Origin of the sequence: Streptomyces sp. NPDC090106 (genome assembly GCF_044747265.1) — a bacterium.
Classification (GTDB): domain Bacteria; phylum Actinomycetota; class Actinomycetes; order Streptomycetales; family Streptomycetaceae; genus Streptomyces.
The window spans coordinates 772,234-789,668 of record NZ_JBIVDS010000003.1; the positions used below are offsets into that span (position 1 = coordinate 772,234).

Consider the following 17,435-nt stretch of genomic DNA (forward strand, 5'->3'; position numbering starts at 1 on the left):
ACGGGGCGAGGCGCCCGGCCGGGACATCCCGGCCGGGCGCCTCGCCCCACGTGTCACCCCGTCCCGCGCTCAGCTCCGCCCGGCCAGGATGATGTCGGCCGCGATCCAGGCCAGGGCCATGGTGGGGGCGTTGTTGTTGCCCGAGGGCTGGTCGCGGAACACCGAGGCGTCGACCACCCGCAGTCCCTGGGTGCCGCGGACCCTCAGCGAGGCGTCGACGACGTCGTCCGGATCGGGCCCCATGGCACAGGTGCCCAGCCCATGAGCGCCGGCGTTGCCCTGGTTGATCCCGTACTCGACGATCTCGTCGTCCTCGGCGATCCGCGGTGAGGGCTGAAGCTCCTCGACGACGAACTTCGTGAACGGCTCACTGGCGACGATCTCCCGCGCCCGGCGCACCACCTTCACCAGCATCCGGCGGTCCTCCTCGGTGCTGAGGAAGTTCGGGTCCAGACGCGGGGCGTCGTCGAGCCCCGGACCGGTGATGTGCAGGGAGCCCCGGCTGGTCGGATACATCGGCAGGGCCACGAACTTGGCGCCCGGGAACCTGTCGACCACCATCCGCCCGGTCATCGGATTCACCGCCGACGTCGAGATCGGTGTGAAGAAGCACTGGGTGTCAGGGAACTCCGAGGCCGGATCGGACTTGTAGATGCCGCTCACGGCGTATCCGCCGTGAGCGACCATCCCGCTGCGGCGGAACAGGTACTTGAACCCGGTCCACAGATAGCGCGGCACCGAGGCGGCCTCCGCGTTGTAGCCCTTCACCCCGGAGAGCCGGTACTGGAGCAGGACGCCCCGGTGTTCCTTGAAGTTCTCGCCGACCCTGGGGCTGGCCACCCGGACGGGAACGCCGGCTGCGGCCAGCACCTCCGGGTCGCCGATCCCGGAGCGCTCCAGCAGCAGCGGGGAGTCGAACGCGCCGCCGCAGACCAGCACCTCACGCCGGGCGCTGTAGGTGACCCGCCCGCGCGGCGACCGGCACAGGACCCCGGTGGCCCGTGTGCCGTCCAGCACCAGCCGCTCGGCCTCGGTGCGGGTGACGACGGTCAGGTTGCGGCGCCGCCGGGCCGGCCGCAGATAGGCGCGGGCGGCGCTCATCCGGGTGCCCTTGCGGGTGTTGGAGGCGACGTAGGACGCGCGCTCCCCGCCGACGGCGTTCATGTCCTCCTCGAAGGGGATGCCGTTCGCCGCGAACGAGGCGATGAGGGCGTCGCAGGCTTCCTCGCGCGGTCCCGCGATCTCGATGTCGACCGCGCCGTCCCCGCCGCGCACCTCGCTGGCGCCCAGCTGGTGGCGCTCGATCCGCTTGAACGCGTCGAGGAAGCGGGCCCAGTTCCAGCCGGTGTTGCCCGCCTTCTCCCAGCCGTCGTAGTGGTCCGCCCAGCCACGGTTCCAGACCATGCCGTTGATGGTCGTCGAACCGCCGATCACCTTGCCGCGGGGGAGCCGCTCGACGTGGCCGTCGGGGAACGCCACGGTGGCGAAGGTCTTGGCGTACCTGGGGTTGACCAGCGTGAAGTAGAAGCCCTTGGGCACCAGGTGCACGGGATGGGCGTCGCCGCCGCCGGCCTCGATCAGCAGGACGCTGGAGTGCGGGTCGGCCGAGAGCCGGTTGGCCAGCACACAGCCGGCGGCACCGGCCCCGACGATGACGTAGTCGAAAGTCGTGTTCTTCGGGGATCGGGCCATGCTTGTCGTTCCTTTCGGTGCGCCTCAGCGCAGGGTGCGGAAGGTGGCGCGGATGTCGGCCACCACGTCGTCGGGGCGTTCCATCGCGCCGAAGTGGCCGCCGACCGGGTGCTCGGCGCGGTGGACGACGTCGGCGTACATCGCGGGCAGCCAGTCGAAGCGGGCGCCGGGCGGGTTGTCGTCGAGGAACACGGAGAGCCCGGCCGGGGCCTGGATGACCGGTGTCCGTCCGTGGGCGGGCCGCCACGGGTGGGTGGCCGCCTCGGCGTAGTAGCGCGCCGCGCTCGGATAGGTCTGGGTGAACCAGTAGAGCGCCGCCGTGGTGACGAGGAAGTCCGGCGGGAAGACCTCGTCCACCGGCTGCTGGTGGTCCATCCAGGCCAGCCGCCGTTCGGTGAGCCAGGCCAGGAGTCCGGCCGGGGAGTCGTTGAGGCCGTGGGCCAGGGTCTGCGGGTGCACGATCTGCGGCACCAGATGCCCGACACGCCGCTTCTCCCAGGCGACGACGGCGGCCCGGTTCTCGGGGCTCGCCGCGTCGGCCGCCTTCTGGAGCAGGTTCCAGGGCCGGTCGGAGTTCCACCCGGCGGGGAACGCGATCAGGCTCGTCAGATGGATGCCGAGCAGCCGGTCGGCGTGCTTGTGGCCGAGCTGCGCCGTGACCTGGGCGCCCCAGTCGCCCCCGTGTGCGGCGAACCGCCGATGGCCCAGTACCTCGGTCATCAGGGTGACCCACAGGTCCGCCGTGGTCATGAAGGTGACCCCGGAGCGGGGCAGCGGTGAGGAGAAGCCGAATCCCGGCAGGGAGGGGACGACGACGTCGAACGCGTCGGCCGGGTCTCCGCCGTGGGCCGCGGGGTCGGTCAGGGGTCCGATCACCCGGTGGAAGTCCCAGAACGTCCACGGGAATCCGTGGCTCAGCAACAGCGGCGTCGGCGCCGGGCCCTTCCCCCGCGCATGGACGTAGTGGATCGGCAGTCCGTCGATCTCGACGGTGAACATCGGCAGGGCGTTGATCGCCCGTTCCTGCGCCCGCCAGTCGAAGCCGTGGCGCCAGTGCGCGACGAGCGCCCGCAGCCGCTCGGTGGAGACGCCGTAGCGGCCGTCGGCGTTGTCGACGTCGGGTGCGAACCGGGTCAGCGCCAGCCGCCGGTCGAGGTCGTCCAGGTCCGCCTGGGGCACTTCCAGGACGAACGGCTGCGGCTTCATGCGGGTACCTCCGGAGGGGGCGTGGCCGCCGGTCCGTCGTCAGGGCGGCCGGCGCGCAAGGACGGCTCGGGACCGGATCGTGGCCGGCGCGGGAACGGCTGGGGAACGGTGTGGCTCACGGGGGTCCGCCGGACGGGCCGCGACCGCCCCGCCCGCCGCCGCGGTCGTACGGGTCCGAACGCGACGGCGGGTCGGCGGGGTGCCGGGGAAGCGCCTCGGGTCAGCTCAGGATGAAGCCGCGGTAGCCGTTCTCCCGGGCGTCGTAGAGCTTGTCGACGAACTCGGGCAGGGCCCCGAGGTAGGCGACGTAGACGCGCGGCTTGCCCTCGATGTTGTCGCCGAAGAAGATCGACTTGGTGGAGGCCTGGAGCGTCCCGGAGGCGGCGGAGACGACGCTCTCGGTCCACTCCTTCTCGGCTTCGGGATCGGCCTCCACGCGGCGCCACGGGTGGGCGTGGATGTCCTTGACGACCTCGGCGACCCACTCGACGACGGGCTCGGCGCAGCGCGGACCGTTGCCGTGTCCGCCCTTCCCGTGCGGGCCGCCGACGACGAACATGTTGGGGAACCCGGAGACCTGCATGCCCAGGTAGGTGAGCGGGCCGTCCTTCCACTTGTCGCGCAGGGTCCGGCCGCCCAGCCCGCGGATGTCGATCTTGTTGAGGGCGCCGGTGAAGGCGTCGAATCCGGTGGCCAGGACGATCATGTCGACTTCGAGCTCGCCCTCGGCGGTGCGGATGCCCTTCTCGGTGAACTCGTGGATCGGGTTCTCCTTGAGCAGGACCAGGTCGACGTTGTCGCGGTTGTAGGTCTCGTAGTAGTGGGTCTCGCAGGGGACGCGCTTGGTGCCGAAGTAGTGGTCGTCCGGGATCAGCTTCTCGGCCGTCGCCGGGTCGTCGACCCGCTCGCGGACCTTCGAGGCGAGGAAGTCGCAGTAGACCTTGTTCGCCTCGGCGTCGTAGGCCAGGTCGTTGTAGAGCCCGATCCACTTGGTGAAGCCGGGGGAGTTGAACGCCTCCTCGTAGCGGGCGTCCCGCTCCTCGGGGGTGACGTCGGTGGACTTGGTCTTGTCCCAGGTGTGCAGGAAGCCGCTGAAGGAGTTGCGCAGGAACGGGAACATCTCCGGGTACCCGGCGCGGATCTCCGCCATGTCCTGCTCCGACAGGGCACGGTTGCGCAGCGGTACGGCCCAGTTGGCGGTGCGCTGGAACACGGTCAGGTGGCCGGCGGTCTTCGCCACCTCGGGGATCACCTGGACCCCGGTGGCGCCGGTGCCGATGACGGCGATCCGCTTGCCGGCGAAGTCGATCCGTTCCCTGGGCCACAGGGAGGTGTGGTACCACTCGCCGCCGAAGTTCTCCAGGCCGGGGATCTTCGGGAAGTTGGGGTCGGAGAGGATGCCGCTGGCCATCACGACGACGTGGGCGCGGTACGTCCGGCCGTCGGTGGCCTCCACGGTCCAGTGGTCGGTGTCCTCGTCGAAGACCATGCGCGCGACACGTGTGCCGAAGTCGATGTCCTTGCGCAGGTCGTGCTTGTCGGCGACGCGGTTGTAGTAGGCCTCCAGCTCGGGCTGACCGGCGAACATCTCCTTCCACTTCCACTCGTCGAGCAGCTCCTCGTCCCAGGAGTACTGGTAGGAGTGCGACTCGGAGTCGAGCCGTGCGCCGGGGTAGCGGTTCCAGAACCATGTGCCGCCGACGCCGTCCCCCGCTTCCAGGACCCGGACGCTCAGGCCGAGTTCCCGGACCAGTTTCAGCTGGTACATGCCCGTCAGTCCGGCGCCCACGATCACCACGTCGTAGGAGCGGACGCCGTTGTCGTCCTTCGGATCGCGGGCGGCCTTCTCGGGCGTGGACGCGGTCTCGGTCATGGTTCCTCCAGTCAAGGTCAGGCTTCGCGATGCTACCTATGACAGCAGTCTGAACACCATAGTAAGTTGGCTATGAGCATAAGTTGGCATGTCGGACGGTGCTGCGGCCTGTGTGACGTGGGCTACCCGATGTGGGCTTACAAGCATGCTCGCACTAATGTTAGATTAATGTTGATAATCAATTGGAGCAGTGGAGGTCGACCGTGAGAGTGGGAATCATCGGCGCGGGCATGTCGGGCCTCTTCCTGGCCCACCGGCTCGCCGCCGCGGGGATCGACTACACGATCTTCGAGAAGCGCGAGGCCGCGGGGGGCACCTGGCACGACAACACCTACCCGGGCCTGCATGTGGACGTGATCACCCGCTCCTACGAGTTCCCCTTCGCCCGCAAGCACTACTGGTCCAAGCGCTACGCGCCGGGCAGCGAGATACGCCGCTACCTGACCGACTTCGCGGCCGAGACCGGCATCCGCGAGCACATCCGCTTCCGCACCGAGGTCAAGCACGCCACCTGGGAGGAAGGGGCCTGGACCCTCGCGCTGCCGGACGGGACCACCGAACGGTTCGACGTCGTCGTCGCCGCCACGGGCTTCCTGCACGTGCCCAGGCGTCCGGCCTTCCCCGGCACCGAGACCTTCACCGGCCACAGCTGGCACTCCTCCGAGTGGGACCACTCGGTCGACCTCGAGGGCAAGCGGATCGGTGTCGTCGGCACCGGCTCCAGCGGCATCCAGATCGTCAGCGAACTGGGCGGACAGGGCCACCACGTCGAGCACTTCATCCGGACACCCCAGTGGATCCAGGTGAAGGAGAACCCGAGGATCTCCCTGCTGGAGCGGCTCCTGCTGCGCGTGCCGGCCCTGGCGGGCCACTGGGACCGCAAGATGGCGGCGCTGCGCCTGGAGACCGATGGCTCGGAGACCTGGCGCCTCGTCCCCGGCCCCGAGCGCGAGGAGATGAACGCACGGTTCCGGGCCACGCTCGCCGAGGAGATCCCCGACCCGGTGCTGCGCGAACAGCTCACCCCGAAGGAGCCGCTGGGCTGCAAGCGGATCCCCAAGTCACCCGACTACTACCGGGTGGTGCAGCGTCCGAACGTCACCCCCGTCTTCGGCGGGGTGCGGCGGATCGAACCGACCGGGATCGTCGACAGCGAGGACGCGCTGCACGAACTCGACGTCATCGTGTACGCCACCGGCTTCGACACCCACGCCTACATGCGGCCGATGACCGTCACCGGCCCCGCGGGCCGCAGCGTCGACAAGCTGTGGGCCGAGGGCGTCTACAGCTACCGCGGTGTCGCCCTGCCGGGCTTCCCGAACTTCTTCCTGCTCAACGGCCCCTTCGCACCGGTGAACTCGATCGCCATCCCGACCTGTCTGCGGGACGAGGTCGGCTTCCTGATGCGCCTGATCGACAGCGCGCGGCAGGACGGCTACGCGCTCGCCCCCACCGAGGAGGCGACCCAGGCGTTCTGCGGCACCGTCCGCGCGGCCCTCCCCGACACCACCTACTCGCTCTGCGACAACTGGTACACGGACCAGGGCGGAACACCCATCATCTGGCCCTTCACCCGTGCCGAGCACGTCGACCAGTACGCCGACGCCGACCTCGCCGACTTCGAGCGGTTCGAGGGGCGCGCCCTCCTCGACCCCGCACGATCCTGACCCCAGGGAGCAGAGCACCCATGCCCAGCAACACCCCCGAGCAGGTCAAGCCCGGTGCCCTCGACGGCGTACGGGTGATCGAGGTCGGCGACCGGATCGGCGAGTACTGCGGACTCGTGCTGGCCGGCCTCGGCGCCGAAGTCATCAAGGTCGAGCCGCCCGAGGGCGCCGAGAGCCGCCGGATGGGCCCCTTCGTCGACGACGTGCCCGACCCGGAGCGGTCGCTGCACTTCTGGGCCTACAACCGCGGCAAGCGCTCGGTCGTCCTGGACCTCGACACCGACGAGGGCCGGCGCGGCCTGGAGGATCTGGCCGCCGCGAGCGACGTCCTGCTGGACGCCACCCCCGTCGACCACCTGGACGAGCGCGGCCTGGGCAGCGCCGCGCTGCGCGAACGCCACCCGGCACTCGTCGTGGCCCGGATGACCCCGTTCGGAGAGCAGGGGCCCCGCCGGAACTGGAAGGCGACCGACCTGGTCCACCTGGCGCTGGGCGGACAGGTCATGAACAACGGCTACGACCCGGACCCGTCGCGGAGGTACGACCTGCCGCCGGTGGCCGCGCAGCTCGACCACTCCTACGCCGTCGCCGGTGAACAGCTCGCCTTCACCGTGATCGCCGCGCTCATCAGCCGGCGCCGCACCGGCACCGGACAGCATCTGTCGTGCGCCGTCCACGAGGCCCTCGCCAAGAACACCGAGGGCGACCTCATGTCGTGGATCTGCCTGCGCACCCCGTTCCTGCGCCAGACCTGCCGCCACTCCGCGCCCGACGTGTCGGTGCACCGTTCGGTCTTCGCCACCAAGGACGGCCGCTGGATCCTCGCCTCCACCCGCAACGCCAAGCTCCTCGGACCGTTCCTGGCCGAGCACGGCGTCGGCGACGAGATCAGCGACGGCAGCGACGAGAAGAGCCAGGACTCCCGGGTCCTGCCCGGGATGGAAGGCGGCGCGGCCCGGAACATGGACGCCGTCGAACACACCGTCCGCCGCTACCTCTTCGAGGACGTCCCCTGGCGTCAGGCCCAGGAAGCCGGACTGATGTGGGTGCCGGTCCGCAAGCCCCACGAGTCCGCCTACGACGAGCACTGGCTCCAGCGCGGCACCTTCGGCGACGTCGACCACCCCGACCTCGGCCGCACGCTGCGCTACCCGGCCAGCAAGTGGATCGCGTCCGGCACCCGGTGGGGCGCACGCACTCCCGCCCCCCGGCTGGACCAGCACCGCGGACTGCTTCAGGTGAGGTCGCGTGAGCCGGTCCCGCCGCCGCTGCGCGCCCCTGACGCCCTGTCCGTCCACGGCAAGCCCTGGGCGTTGCAGGGTGTACGGATCCTCGACTTCACGTGGATGCTCGCCTCGGCCGGAGCCACCCGCTTCCTGGCCTCCCTCGGCGCCGACGTGATCAAGGTCGAGTGGCACAAGAACCTCGACCCGCGCCGGGGCGGCAATCCGGTCGGCGGCCGGGAGGCCCGCGAACGCGCCACCGGTCCCGTGCCGTCGAAGTGGCCCGCGGACCTCGGGGGCCCGGTCGGGGCGCAGTACAACAACAAGAACCCCGGCAAGCGCGGCATCTCGTTGAACGTCAAGCACCCCAAGGGGCTGGAGCTCGCCCGGCGTCTCGTCGCCGAGAGCACGGTGGTCTCCGAGGGGTTCTCACCGGGCGTCATGGAGGGCTGGGGCCTGGGCTACGACGAACTGCGCCGGATCAAGCCGGACATCATCTACGCGAAGCAGTCCGGCATGGGCACCGAGGGGATCTACGGCCGCTTCCGGACCATCGGCCCGGTGGCGCAGGCGTTCGCCGGCACCTCGGAGATGAGCGGTCTGCCCGACCCGTTCCCGCCCGCCGGCTGGGGCTACTCCTACCTGGACTGGTACGGCGCCTACAGCTTCGCCCTGGCCATCCTCAGCGCCGTCTACCACCACGACGTCACCGGCGAGGGCCAGGCGATCGACGCGTCGCAGAGCGAGGTCGGCATCTTCATGACCGCCGTGCCGACACTGGACCACCAGGTCAACGGACGTGTGTGGGAGCGCGCCGGGAACCGCTCGCCGTACTCGACGGCGGCACCCGAGGGCCTCTACCGCACCCGCGGCGACGACCGCTGGATCGCGATCACCTGCCGCACCGACGACGACTGGGCGGCCCTCGCCAAGGAGGCCGGCCACCCGGAGTGGCTTCAGCACGCGGACTTCCGTACCGGCGCCGACCGGCACCGCAACCGGGCGGCGCTCGACCGGCTGGTCACCTCCTGGACCTCCGAGCACGACGGCTTCGACCTGATGAACCGGCTCCAGGCGCTCGGCGTCGCGGCCGGCGTCGCGCAGACCACCCAGGACCGGGTGGAGAACGACCCCCAACTGACCGCCCTGAACTGGCTCACGGAACTCGACGCGACCGACTTCGGCCGCTGGCCCGTCGCGGCGCCGTCCGTCCAGATGTCCGACACCCCGCAGTACGCCGGCGGCCGGGTCGGCAGGGGAGCGCCGACCTACGGCGAGCACAACTACGAGGTCTACGAGGAACTGCTCGGACTCGCTCCGGACGAGGTGGACGCCCTGTCCGCCGAGGACGCGATCTGATGACCGGCGCCCGAACCGCTCCGGGCGGTGCCGTTCGCGGCCGGACCGCGGTGATCGCGGCCGGCTCCACCCCGCAGGGCACCCTCCCCGGCATCTCGGCCGACGAACTCGCCGTCGAGGGACTGCGTGTCACCCTGGCCGAGTCCGGTATCGACAAGTCGGCGATCGACGGACTGATCACCTGCAAGTCCTACGGGGGCCACGGGATCGACACCGAGATCGGCCGCTTGGCCGGACTCAACCCGGCCTACAGCGCGACGCTGGACTACGGCACCTGCAACTTCTCGCTCCACCTGGCCTGCGCGGTGATCGACGCCGGCCTGGCCGGCGTCGTGGCCATCGTCTACGGCACCAACCAGCGCAGCGCCGGCAACACGTTCGGCCACCCGCTGGGGCGTCAGGACGAGGCGTCCGTCTACGGCTTCCTCAACGTGGCCGGACCCGCCGCGATGGCCTTCCGCCGCCACCAGTGGGAGTTCGGCACCACCGAGGCCGACCTGGCCGAGATCTCCGTCTCCCAGCGCAGATACGCCACCGACAACCCGCTGGCCATCTTCCGCGAGCCGATGACGGTGGACGACTACCTGGCCGCCCCCTACCTCGTGGCACCCCTGCGCCGCGCCGACCTGTGCATGATCTCCGACGGCGCCGCCTGCCTCATCGTGGCGAGGGCGGACCGGGCGGCGGAACTCACCGACAAGCCGGTGCACGTCATGGGGATCGCCCAGCAGACCGGACTGCGCGACCGGCAGAACACCGACCAGTGGATGCGGCCCTGGATCCGGTCGGTGGCCGAGCGGATCTACCCCGCCGCTGGCATCGGCCGGGACGCGATCGACGCGCTCTACATCCAGGACCCGACGAGCATCTGGGTGCTCCAGATGCTGGAGCACTACGGCTTCGTCGAGCCCGGAGGAGTCGGCGACGCCTTCCGTTCGGGCGCGGTCGGACACGGCGGGAGACTCCCGCTCAACACCAACGGCGGCCAGCTCTCGGAGGCGTACATGTGGGGCTTCCTGCATCTCGTCGAGGCCGTGCGGCAACTGCGCGGAGAGGCCGGGGACCGGCAGGTCGAGGGCCTCACCACGGCCCAGTACTGCTCGACGTTCGGTTTCATGAAGGCGGCCAGCACGATCCTGTCGACGGAGATCCGATGAGCTACGAGACCCCGCAGACCCAGGACGACTCACGCTTCTGGGCCGAGGCGGGCGAGGGACGACTGGTGTTCCAGCGCTGCGCGGACTGCGCCTTCCTGCGCTGGCCGGCGGCCGGGGTGTGCCCGGAGTGCCTGGGGCGGGCCTTCGTGTGGGACGAGGTCGAGCCGGTCGGCACGGTGTGGAGCCACGCCGTCTACCACCGCGCCTACGCCGCCCGTCTCAAGGAGCGGGTTCCCTACGGGGTCGCGCTGGTGGAACTCGACAGCGGGGTGCGGCTGCTCAGCACCCTGGTCGGCTTCCCACCGGAGGCCGACCCGATGGGCGCCCGGGTCCGGGCGCGGTTCCAGGCCGTGGGCGAGCATCCCGTCGTACCGGTCTTCGGACCGCTCTGACGGAGGGCGGGAGGGGCCGCACGGGGACGGACGCGCGTACGGTCCGAGTGTCCCCTGCTTCGGCAGGGGACACCCGGACCGCTTGTTCCTCGGGGCTGTCACGGCTGGTCTCGTGTCGTGACAACCGGTCCTAGCCCGTCACCTGGATGGCCAGCCGGGGGCATCCCTCCGCGGCTCGTTCCACGAGCGCGCGGTGCTCGTCCGGCACCGAGCCGTCGGGGGCGAGGACGTCGTCCGTCACACGTGCCTGGTCCCGGTCGTCGAGCTCGAAGACGGTGGGCGCCAGTGCCTCGCACACGGCGTTGCCCTCGCACATGCCGGGGTCGATGCCGATCCGCATGCCTCAGTCCTCCTGGGAAAGGCCGGCCGGGACGGACAGGTAGAAGTAGCCCTGCCCCATGTGGTCCGAGCGGACGGCGGCGTCGAGGTCGATGCGGTAGCCCGGGAGGAGGTCGAGCACGGCTTCCACCTCCAGCCGCAGGATCAACCGGGCCAGGTGCAGCCCCAGGCAGCGGTGGACGCCCCAGCCGAAGGCGACGCTCTTGGCCCGGTTGCGGTCGAGGTCGACCCGCTCGGGGTCAGGGAAGGCGTCGGGGTCGTGGTTGGCGGCCATGTTGACGAAGAGCGTCCAGTCGCCCTCCTTCATCGCGACGCCGCCGAACTCCGTGTCCTGCGTGACCTTCCGGGCATGGGCGGTCGCGGGGGAGTAGATCCGCACGATCTCCTCGATGGCGTGCGGGATCAGACTCCGGTCCTCGTCGAGGCGGCGTTTGTCGTCCGGGTGCTCCTCCATGTGCACCAGCAGCGCCGTGAGCGCGCCGCTGGTGGTGTGGAAGCCGGCGAGGATGAGCAGGACGACCATGTCGGCCAACTCCTCGTCGGTGAGGGGCCGTCCGTCGACGATCGGGTCGTTGGCGAGCACCGACATGAGGTCGTCGCGCCGCTCCGCCCGCCGGTCGTCGGCCTCACGCAGGATCTGTTCCCGGAACCACGCGTTGCGCCGCGCGTTCTGCTCCTGGATCGCGGGGTCCGCTGTGGCCTGGTTGCGCAGCGACTGGGTCATGGTGTCCAGCAGCTCAAGGCGCTGACCGACGTCCCAGCCGAGGATCCCGAGGGTGACGGCGCCGGGGGAGACGTTGGCGAGGTCGGAGACGAAGTCCCAACTGCCCCGTTGTCCGAGTCCGGTGACGATCTCCGTGACCATGGCCCTGATCTCGGGCTCGCGCCGGGAGATCTCGGCCCTGCTGTACCACTCGTTGAGCACCTTCCGGTACAGCGCGTGCAGGGGCGGGTCGAACGCCACCGGGATGTGACGGGTGCCGAACGGGTTGGCGGGGATGGCCGGACCCGCCGAGGAGGAGAACGTGGAGTAGTCGGCCAGTCCTTCGACCACGTTCCCGTGATCGGTGATCACCCAGAAGCCGCCGTGCGCCGTCGACCAGGCCACCGGTGCCGCCTCGCGCAGCTCCTCCAGGACCTCGAACGGACGGGCGGCGAACTTCGCCGAATGATGATCGAAGTCGGTGACGACGATGTCGGCCGGCGCGCTCATGCCAGCTCCTCACTGCTGGGACCGTAAGCATGGTGTAACACGACTCTGGCACGACTAAGGGGTGTCGTCAATCAATAATCGGCTGGCCGGTGTGATCCTCTTGTATTCCTGGCTTAATGTGTTGTTCTCTTGTTCCAAGGCTTTCACCGACCACGGAGACCACCGCCGATGACGTACGTGATCTCGAAGGGCTGCTGCAACGACGGTTCGTGCATCGCCGTCTGCCCGGTGCAGTGCATCCGTCCGAGGCCCGGGGACGCCGACTTCAACAGCACCGAGCAGCTCTACATCGACCCGGACACCTGCATCGACTGCGGGGCGTGCTTCGACGCCTGCCCGGTCGAGGCGGTGCACTCGGACTGGGACCTGCCGGACCATCTCGCGGAGTACAGCGAGATCAACGCCGAGTACTTCGCCACCAACCCGCTGACCGGCGTCGGCACCCCCTCGTTCACCCGCCGGGCGCTGCCCGCCGACCGGCCCGAACTGCGCGTCGCGATCGTCGGCACCGGACCGGCGGCCTGCTACGCGGCCGGGACCCTGAGCGACGTCAAGGGCGTCTCGGTGACCATGCTCGAACGCCTGCCCACGCCGTTCGGCCTGGTCAGGGCGGGAGTCGCCCCCGACCACGCCAACACCAAGAAGATGGCCGACCGCTTCGGCAGCGTCCTCGCCCGGCCCACCGTGACGAGCTACTTCAACGTCGAGGTCGGCAGGGACCTGTCCATCGGGGAACTGCTTGCGCACCACCACGCCGTGATCTGGGCGGGCGGCGCCCCCGACGACCGCAGGCTGGGTGTCGCAGGGGAGCACCTCGCCGGCGTGCACTCCGCCCGTACCTTCGTGGCCTGGTACAACGGCCACCCCGACCACGCCGGTGAGGAGTTCGGGCTGGACGGCGGGCGGGCCGTGGTCCTCGGCAACGGCAACGTCGCCCTGGACATCGCCAGGACCCTGCTGCGCGCGGCCGACGACCTGTCCGCCACCGACATGGCCCAGCACGCCGTCGACGCCCTGGCCGGGAGCGACGTCTGCGAAGTGGTCGTCGTCGGCCGCCGGGGTCCGGAGCACGCGGCCTGCTCGCAGGGGGAGTTGCTGGCCCTCGACCAGATCGAAGGGATCACCGTCCTCGCCGAGCCCGACGAGGTCGGCGCGCACGACGGCGACCGCAAGCGGACCGTCCTGCTGCGCGCGGCCGGTCGCGGCGGCGCCGAAGGAAAGGTGATCCGGTTCCGGTTCGGTCTGGAGCCGCTGGCGATCGAGGGCGCGGAGCGGGTCGAGGCGATCACCTTCCGCCGCCCGGACGGCGGCACCGAACGGATCGAGACCAAGCTCGTACTGCGTGCCATCGGATACCGGGGCGCCCGGGTCGACGGCCTGCCCTTCGACGAGGCCACCGCGACACTCCCGCACGAATCCGGCCGGGTGGTCGATCCGGAACGCGGAGAACCCGTCGACGGGGTCTACTGCTCCGGATGGATCAAGCGCGGTCCGCGGGGCATCATCGGCAGCAACCGGCTGGACGCCGAGGAAACCGTGGACAGCATCCTCCAGGACCTGGGCGCGCACCGCCTCACCGACCCACTCGGTCCCGCCGAGGACTTCGAGAAGCTGCTGCGCGACCGTGTCGAGAACCTGCTCGACAAGAGCGCCTGGGGCCGGATCGACCTGGAGGAGAAGCGCCGCGGGCGGGAGATCTCCAGGCCCCGGCAGAAGCTCGTGACGATCCAGGAACTCCTCGACGCCTCCCGGGCGACGTCATGAGCGGCACCCGATGACCCTCGCCGCCGACGGCGCGAGGACCCGTCTCCAGGTCGGCCCGGTGACCCTCGCGTACCGCCGGTACGGACGCGGCGACGCCCCGGCCGTCCTGCTGCTGCACGGCGCCGCCGCGCACTCCGGGTGGTGGGACGAGGTCGCTCCGCTGCTGGCCTCCACCCACCACGTGGTGGCCGCCGACCTGAGCGGCCACGGTGACAGCTCCCACCGCTCGGCCTACTCGGCCGAGACATGGAGCGCGGAGGTCGCCGCGATCCTCGGGGCGACGACGGACGGGCCTGCCGTCGTCGTCGGCCACAGCATGGGCGGGCTGGTCGCCATCGCCGCTGCCGCTCGCTCGCCCCGGCTCGTCTCCTCCCTGGTGCTCGTCGACACCCGTCTGCCTCTCAGCGGACTGCCGACCCCGACGAGACCCCCACGCCTGTTCCGCTCGGACACCGAGGCACTGGACCGCTTCCGGCTGCTGCCCGAGCACACCAACGCCGACCCGCGGCTCCTGCGGAGACTGGCCCGGGACGGACTGCGCCGCACACCCGACGGCTGGCGGTGGAAGTTCGACCCGTCGGCCCGCCGGCGATTCACCAACGACGGGGTACGCGAGGACCTCAAGCGCGTGCGATGCCCGGTCGCCTACATCCACGGAGCACGGAGCGACATGGGCGGCCCCGACTCGCGCCGTCGACTCGAACAATGGCTCGGCCGCCCGGTCGCGGCAGCCGTCGTACCCGACGCCTTCCACCACGTCCCCCTGGACCAGCCGACCGCGTGCGCGGCGACGGTGAACTCCTTCCTCGGGTCACCCGAACAGGAGCACTGAGGGCCGGGGCGCGGGGCAGTTGCGCGCACTCGGCTCCGCGGGCCGCACGACGAGCGCCTGCCCGGACCGGCATCATGCCGGACCGCCCAGCGCCGAGATGCGCCGGACGGATCGAAAGACGACCGCCTCCCCGGCTCACCCCCACGAGCGGGAGGCCGGGGCAGTCGTGGTGTGACGGCTGCCCCGGCCTCCGTGCGCGGCAGCCAGGTGTGTGGCTGCTCCGCGCAGACGGTCGGAGTGACTTCTCCGCGGTGTCCCGGACCGCCCGGTTCCCCGACGGGGTGGCGGAGTTCCGGTCACCCGTCAGGAGCCGGTGAGGGATCTCAACGGGCAGGGTGGGCGCCGCCGCGCTTGTCGGCGTCGCGAGGCTCACCGTCCGCGGCGACGGGGGCCTCGTCGGTCGGCGAAGCCGTGGTGACGGACACCGGCTCGCTCCCGGTGCCCCTGGCGACCTCGACGGTGTCCTCCACGGCGGTCCGCAGCGGTACCTCGCGGATGAAGAGGATGGCGATCAGCGCGATCAGCGCGATGGGGGCGGCGATGAGGAAGATGTTGCCGGTGGCATGGCCGTAGGCGTCCTCGATCACCGCCGCGAGGGGCGCGGGAAGGGTGTGCACGTCCGGCAGGGAGCCGTCTCCCGTGGGCTGCACGCCGAGTTCGGCGAGGCCGGACGCGGTGTAGGTGGTGACCTTGGAGGCGAGGACGGCGCCGAGCGCGGAGACGCCGATCGCGCCACCGAGGGTGCGGAAGAAGGCGACGACGGAGCTGGCGGCGCCCAGTTCGTGCATCGGGACGGTGTTCTGGACGGCGAGGACGAGGTTCTGCATCGTCATGCCGACGCCGCAGCCGATGAGGAACATGTAGACGGCGAGCAGGCTGTAGTCGGTGTGGGCGCGGACGGTGCCCATGAGGGCGAGCCCGGCGATGAGGAGGATGCCGCCGATGACCAGGTAGCGCTTCCACTTGCCGGAGTTGCTGATGATCCGGCCGACCACGGTTGAGGAGGCGACCAGGCCCACGATCATCGGCAGGGTCATCACACCGGCCATCGTGGGCGAGTCGCCGCGCGCTATCTGGAAGTACTGGCTGAGGAAGACGGTGCCGCCGAACATGGCGGTCCCCACGGCGAGGCTGGCGACGACCGAGAGGGTCAGCGTGCTGTTGCGGAAGAAGTGCATGGGGATGATCGGCTCCGCGGCCCGCCGCTCCACGATGACGAAGAGCACGGCGAGGACGAGGGCGCCGAGCACCATCGCGACGGTCGGTCCGGACCACCAGGCGAAGGTGTCACCGGCGAGGGAGACCCAGATCAGCAGCAGGGAGACCGAGGCCGCGACGAGGACCGCGCCGAGGTAGTCGACCTTCACGTCCCGGGTGACCAGCGGCAGGCGCAGGGTGCGCTGAAGGACGACGAGGGCGGCCAGGGCGAAGGGGACACCGACGTAGAAGCACCAGCGCCAGCCGAGCCAGGAGGTGTCGACGATGACGCCGCCGAGGAGCGGGCCGCCGATGGTCCCCACGGCCATCACGGCGCCGAGGTAGCCGTTGTAACGGCCGCGCTCACGCGGGGGGATGATCGAGGCCAGGATGACCTGGGCCAGGGCCGTGAGGCCACCGGCGCCCAGGCCCTGCACGACACGGAAGGCGATGAGCGTGCCCGTGTTCTGCGACAGGCCGGCTGCGGCCGAACCGACGATGAAGATCAGCAGGGAGAGCTGAACGAGGAGCTTCTTGCTGGTCAGGTCGGCGAGCTTGCCCCAGATCGGGGTGGAGACGGTGGTCGCCAGCAGGGTGCTGGTGACCACCCAGGTGTAGGCGGACTGGCTGCCGTCGAGGTCGCTGATGATCCGCGGCAGGGCGTTGGACACCACCGTGCTGGACAGGATCGCTACGAACAGGCCGAGCAGAAGGCCGGAGAGCGCCTCCATGATCTGCCGATGCGTCATCGGAGCACCGTCGGCGTGAGCCGAGGCGTGGTCCGCACTCCGTTGTTGTGACACGTGTGTATTCCCCTGCTGGATGTTCGACTGCGTCCCGCAGCGCTGCGGAACGGGTGGAAGGTGGTGGTGTGGCGCGGGTGTCGGCGGACGGTGTGTCTGCCCTCGGGCCCGGTTACGCGGAGCTGAGGTCGCTCGCCGGCGCCCCGACCCCGTCGATGCGGCGGCCGAGGCCGCCTCGGAGGCGGTCGAGCAGCTCGGTGAGCGTCGCCAGTTCCTGAGGAGTCCAGTCCGCTGTGGCCTGGGCGATCAGATCCGTATGGACCTTGGTGAGCGCGGCCACGTCGGCGTGGCCCTTGGGAGTGATGTCGATCAGGCTGGAGCGGCGGTCGTCCGGATTGGTGCGGCGCGAGACCGCGCCTCGCTGCTCCAGGTGGGCGACCTGTCGGCTCACCCCGGAGAGGTCGCAGTCCAGGTGCTCGGCGAGTTCGGAGAGCCGTGTCTCGCCGCGATGGGAGAGCGCCGCCAGCACGATGGCCGCGTTGCCCGATCCCTGGGGGAGTTCCCTCACCAGCCGCCTCCTGATCACGGAGATCGCGGCGAGCTGCCGCACCACGTTGGTGATGGCTGCCTCGTGCTGGTTCTGGTTCATCGCTCCCCCCTGAGGTCCGCCCCGGTTGCGCCCGAGGGTCCGTGCGCCCGTGGGCCCGTCCCGATATTTGATTGCCTTGAGCAACCGTATGGTGAAAGTGGACTCAGTGCAAGTTTGGCCCCAGTGCGC

13 protein-coding genes are annotated in these 17,435 nt (G+C 70.5%); 6 read left to right on the forward strand and 7 right to left on the reverse strand.

What is annotated here, in order from left to right; all coding sequences use genetic code 11:
* Positions 1-69: 69 nt before the first annotated feature.
* The 3 genes from ACIPSE_RS13355 to ACIPSE_RS13365 form a co-directional block, all read right to left on the reverse strand.
* Complete coding sequence (locus tag ACIPSE_RS13355; protein ID WP_401661552.1) at positions 70-1,692, reverse strand: GMC family oxidoreductase; 1,623 nt, start codon at positions 1,690-1,692, stop codon at positions 70-72.
* A gap of 24 nt (positions 1,693-1,716) precedes the next feature.
* Positions 1,717-2,898 carry an epoxide hydrolase family protein gene (locus ACIPSE_RS13360; protein WP_401661554.1) on the reverse strand — a complete coding sequence of 394 codons (1,182 nt, stop codon included), beginning with the start codon at positions 2,896-2,898 and terminating at the stop codon, positions 1,717-1,719.
* A gap of 220 nt (positions 2,899-3,118) precedes the next feature.
* Complete coding sequence (locus ACIPSE_RS13365; protein WP_401661557.1) at positions 3,119-4,771, reverse strand: flavin-containing monooxygenase; 1,653 nt, start codon at positions 4,769-4,771, stop codon at positions 3,119-3,121.
* A 203-nt stretch (positions 4,772-4,974) separates the two neighbouring features.
* Here ACIPSE_RS13365 and ACIPSE_RS13370 point away from each other — a divergent pair, with 203 nt between their 5' ends.
* The 4 genes from ACIPSE_RS13370 to ACIPSE_RS13385 are packed head-to-tail and all read left to right on the forward strand — an operon-like array spanning position 4,975 to position 10,569.
* Positions 4,975-6,438 (forward strand): flavin-containing monooxygenase, encoded by a 1,464-nt coding sequence (locus tag ACIPSE_RS13370; protein WP_401661560.1) that lies wholly within the window; start codon positions 4,975-4,977, stop codon positions 6,436-6,438.
* A 20-nt stretch (positions 6,439-6,458) separates the two neighbouring features.
* Entirely contained in the window at positions 6,459-9,020 is a 2,562-nt protein-coding gene (locus ACIPSE_RS13375) for a CoA transferase (protein ID WP_401661563.1), read from the forward strand.
* Positions 9,020-10,177, forward strand: coding sequence for a thiolase family protein (locus ACIPSE_RS13380; RefSeq protein ID WP_401661566.1), 1,158 nt, complete (start codon positions 9,020-9,022; stop codon positions 10,175-10,177). The genes ACIPSE_RS13375 and ACIPSE_RS13380 overlap by 1 nt, the downstream gene beginning before the upstream one ends.
* Positions 10,174-10,569: a Zn-ribbon domain-containing OB-fold protein gene (locus tag ACIPSE_RS13385; protein WP_401661569.1), complete on the forward strand. Its 396-nt coding sequence runs from the start codon at positions 10,174-10,176 to the stop codon at positions 10,567-10,569. The genes ACIPSE_RS13380 and ACIPSE_RS13385 overlap by 4 nt, the downstream gene beginning before the upstream one ends.
* A gap of 130 nt (positions 10,570-10,699) precedes the next feature.
* On the opposite strand, the gene ACIPSE_RS13390 is transcribed toward ACIPSE_RS13385, so the two are convergent.
* Positions 10,700-10,909, reverse strand: coding sequence for a ferredoxin (locus ACIPSE_RS13390; RefSeq protein WP_401661571.1), 210 nt, complete (start codon positions 10,907-10,909; stop codon positions 10,700-10,702).
* Between the two features lie 3 nt (positions 10,910-10,912).
* Entirely contained in the window at positions 10,913-12,121 is a 1,209-nt protein-coding gene (locus tag ACIPSE_RS13395; protein WP_401661574.1) for a cytochrome P450, read from the reverse strand.
* 168 nt (positions 12,122-12,289) lie between these two features.
* Between ACIPSE_RS13395 and ACIPSE_RS13400 the strand changes: the two genes are divergently transcribed.
* On the forward strand, positions 12,290-13,885 hold the full coding sequence (locus tag ACIPSE_RS13400; protein ID WP_401661577.1) for a 4Fe-4S binding protein: 1,596 nt from the start codon (positions 12,290-12,292) through the stop codon (positions 13,883-13,885).
* Positions 13,886-13,895: 10 nt separating this feature from the next.
* On the forward strand, positions 13,896-14,717 hold the full coding sequence (locus tag ACIPSE_RS13405; protein ID WP_401661580.1) for an alpha/beta fold hydrolase: 822 nt from the start codon (positions 13,896-13,898) through the stop codon (positions 14,715-14,717).
* A 323-nt stretch (positions 14,718-15,040) separates the two neighbouring features.
* Here ACIPSE_RS13405 and ACIPSE_RS13410 read toward each other — a convergent pair whose 3' ends face one another.
* Entirely contained in the window at positions 15,041-16,663 is a 1,623-nt protein-coding gene (locus ACIPSE_RS13410) for an MDR family MFS transporter (protein WP_401661583.1), read from the reverse strand.
* Positions 16,664-16,829: 166 nt separating this feature from the next.
* Entirely contained in the window at positions 16,830-17,306 is a 477-nt protein-coding gene (locus ACIPSE_RS13415) for a MarR family winged helix-turn-helix transcriptional regulator (protein WP_401661585.1), read from the reverse strand.
* Positions 17,307-17,435 lie beyond the last annotated feature (129 nt).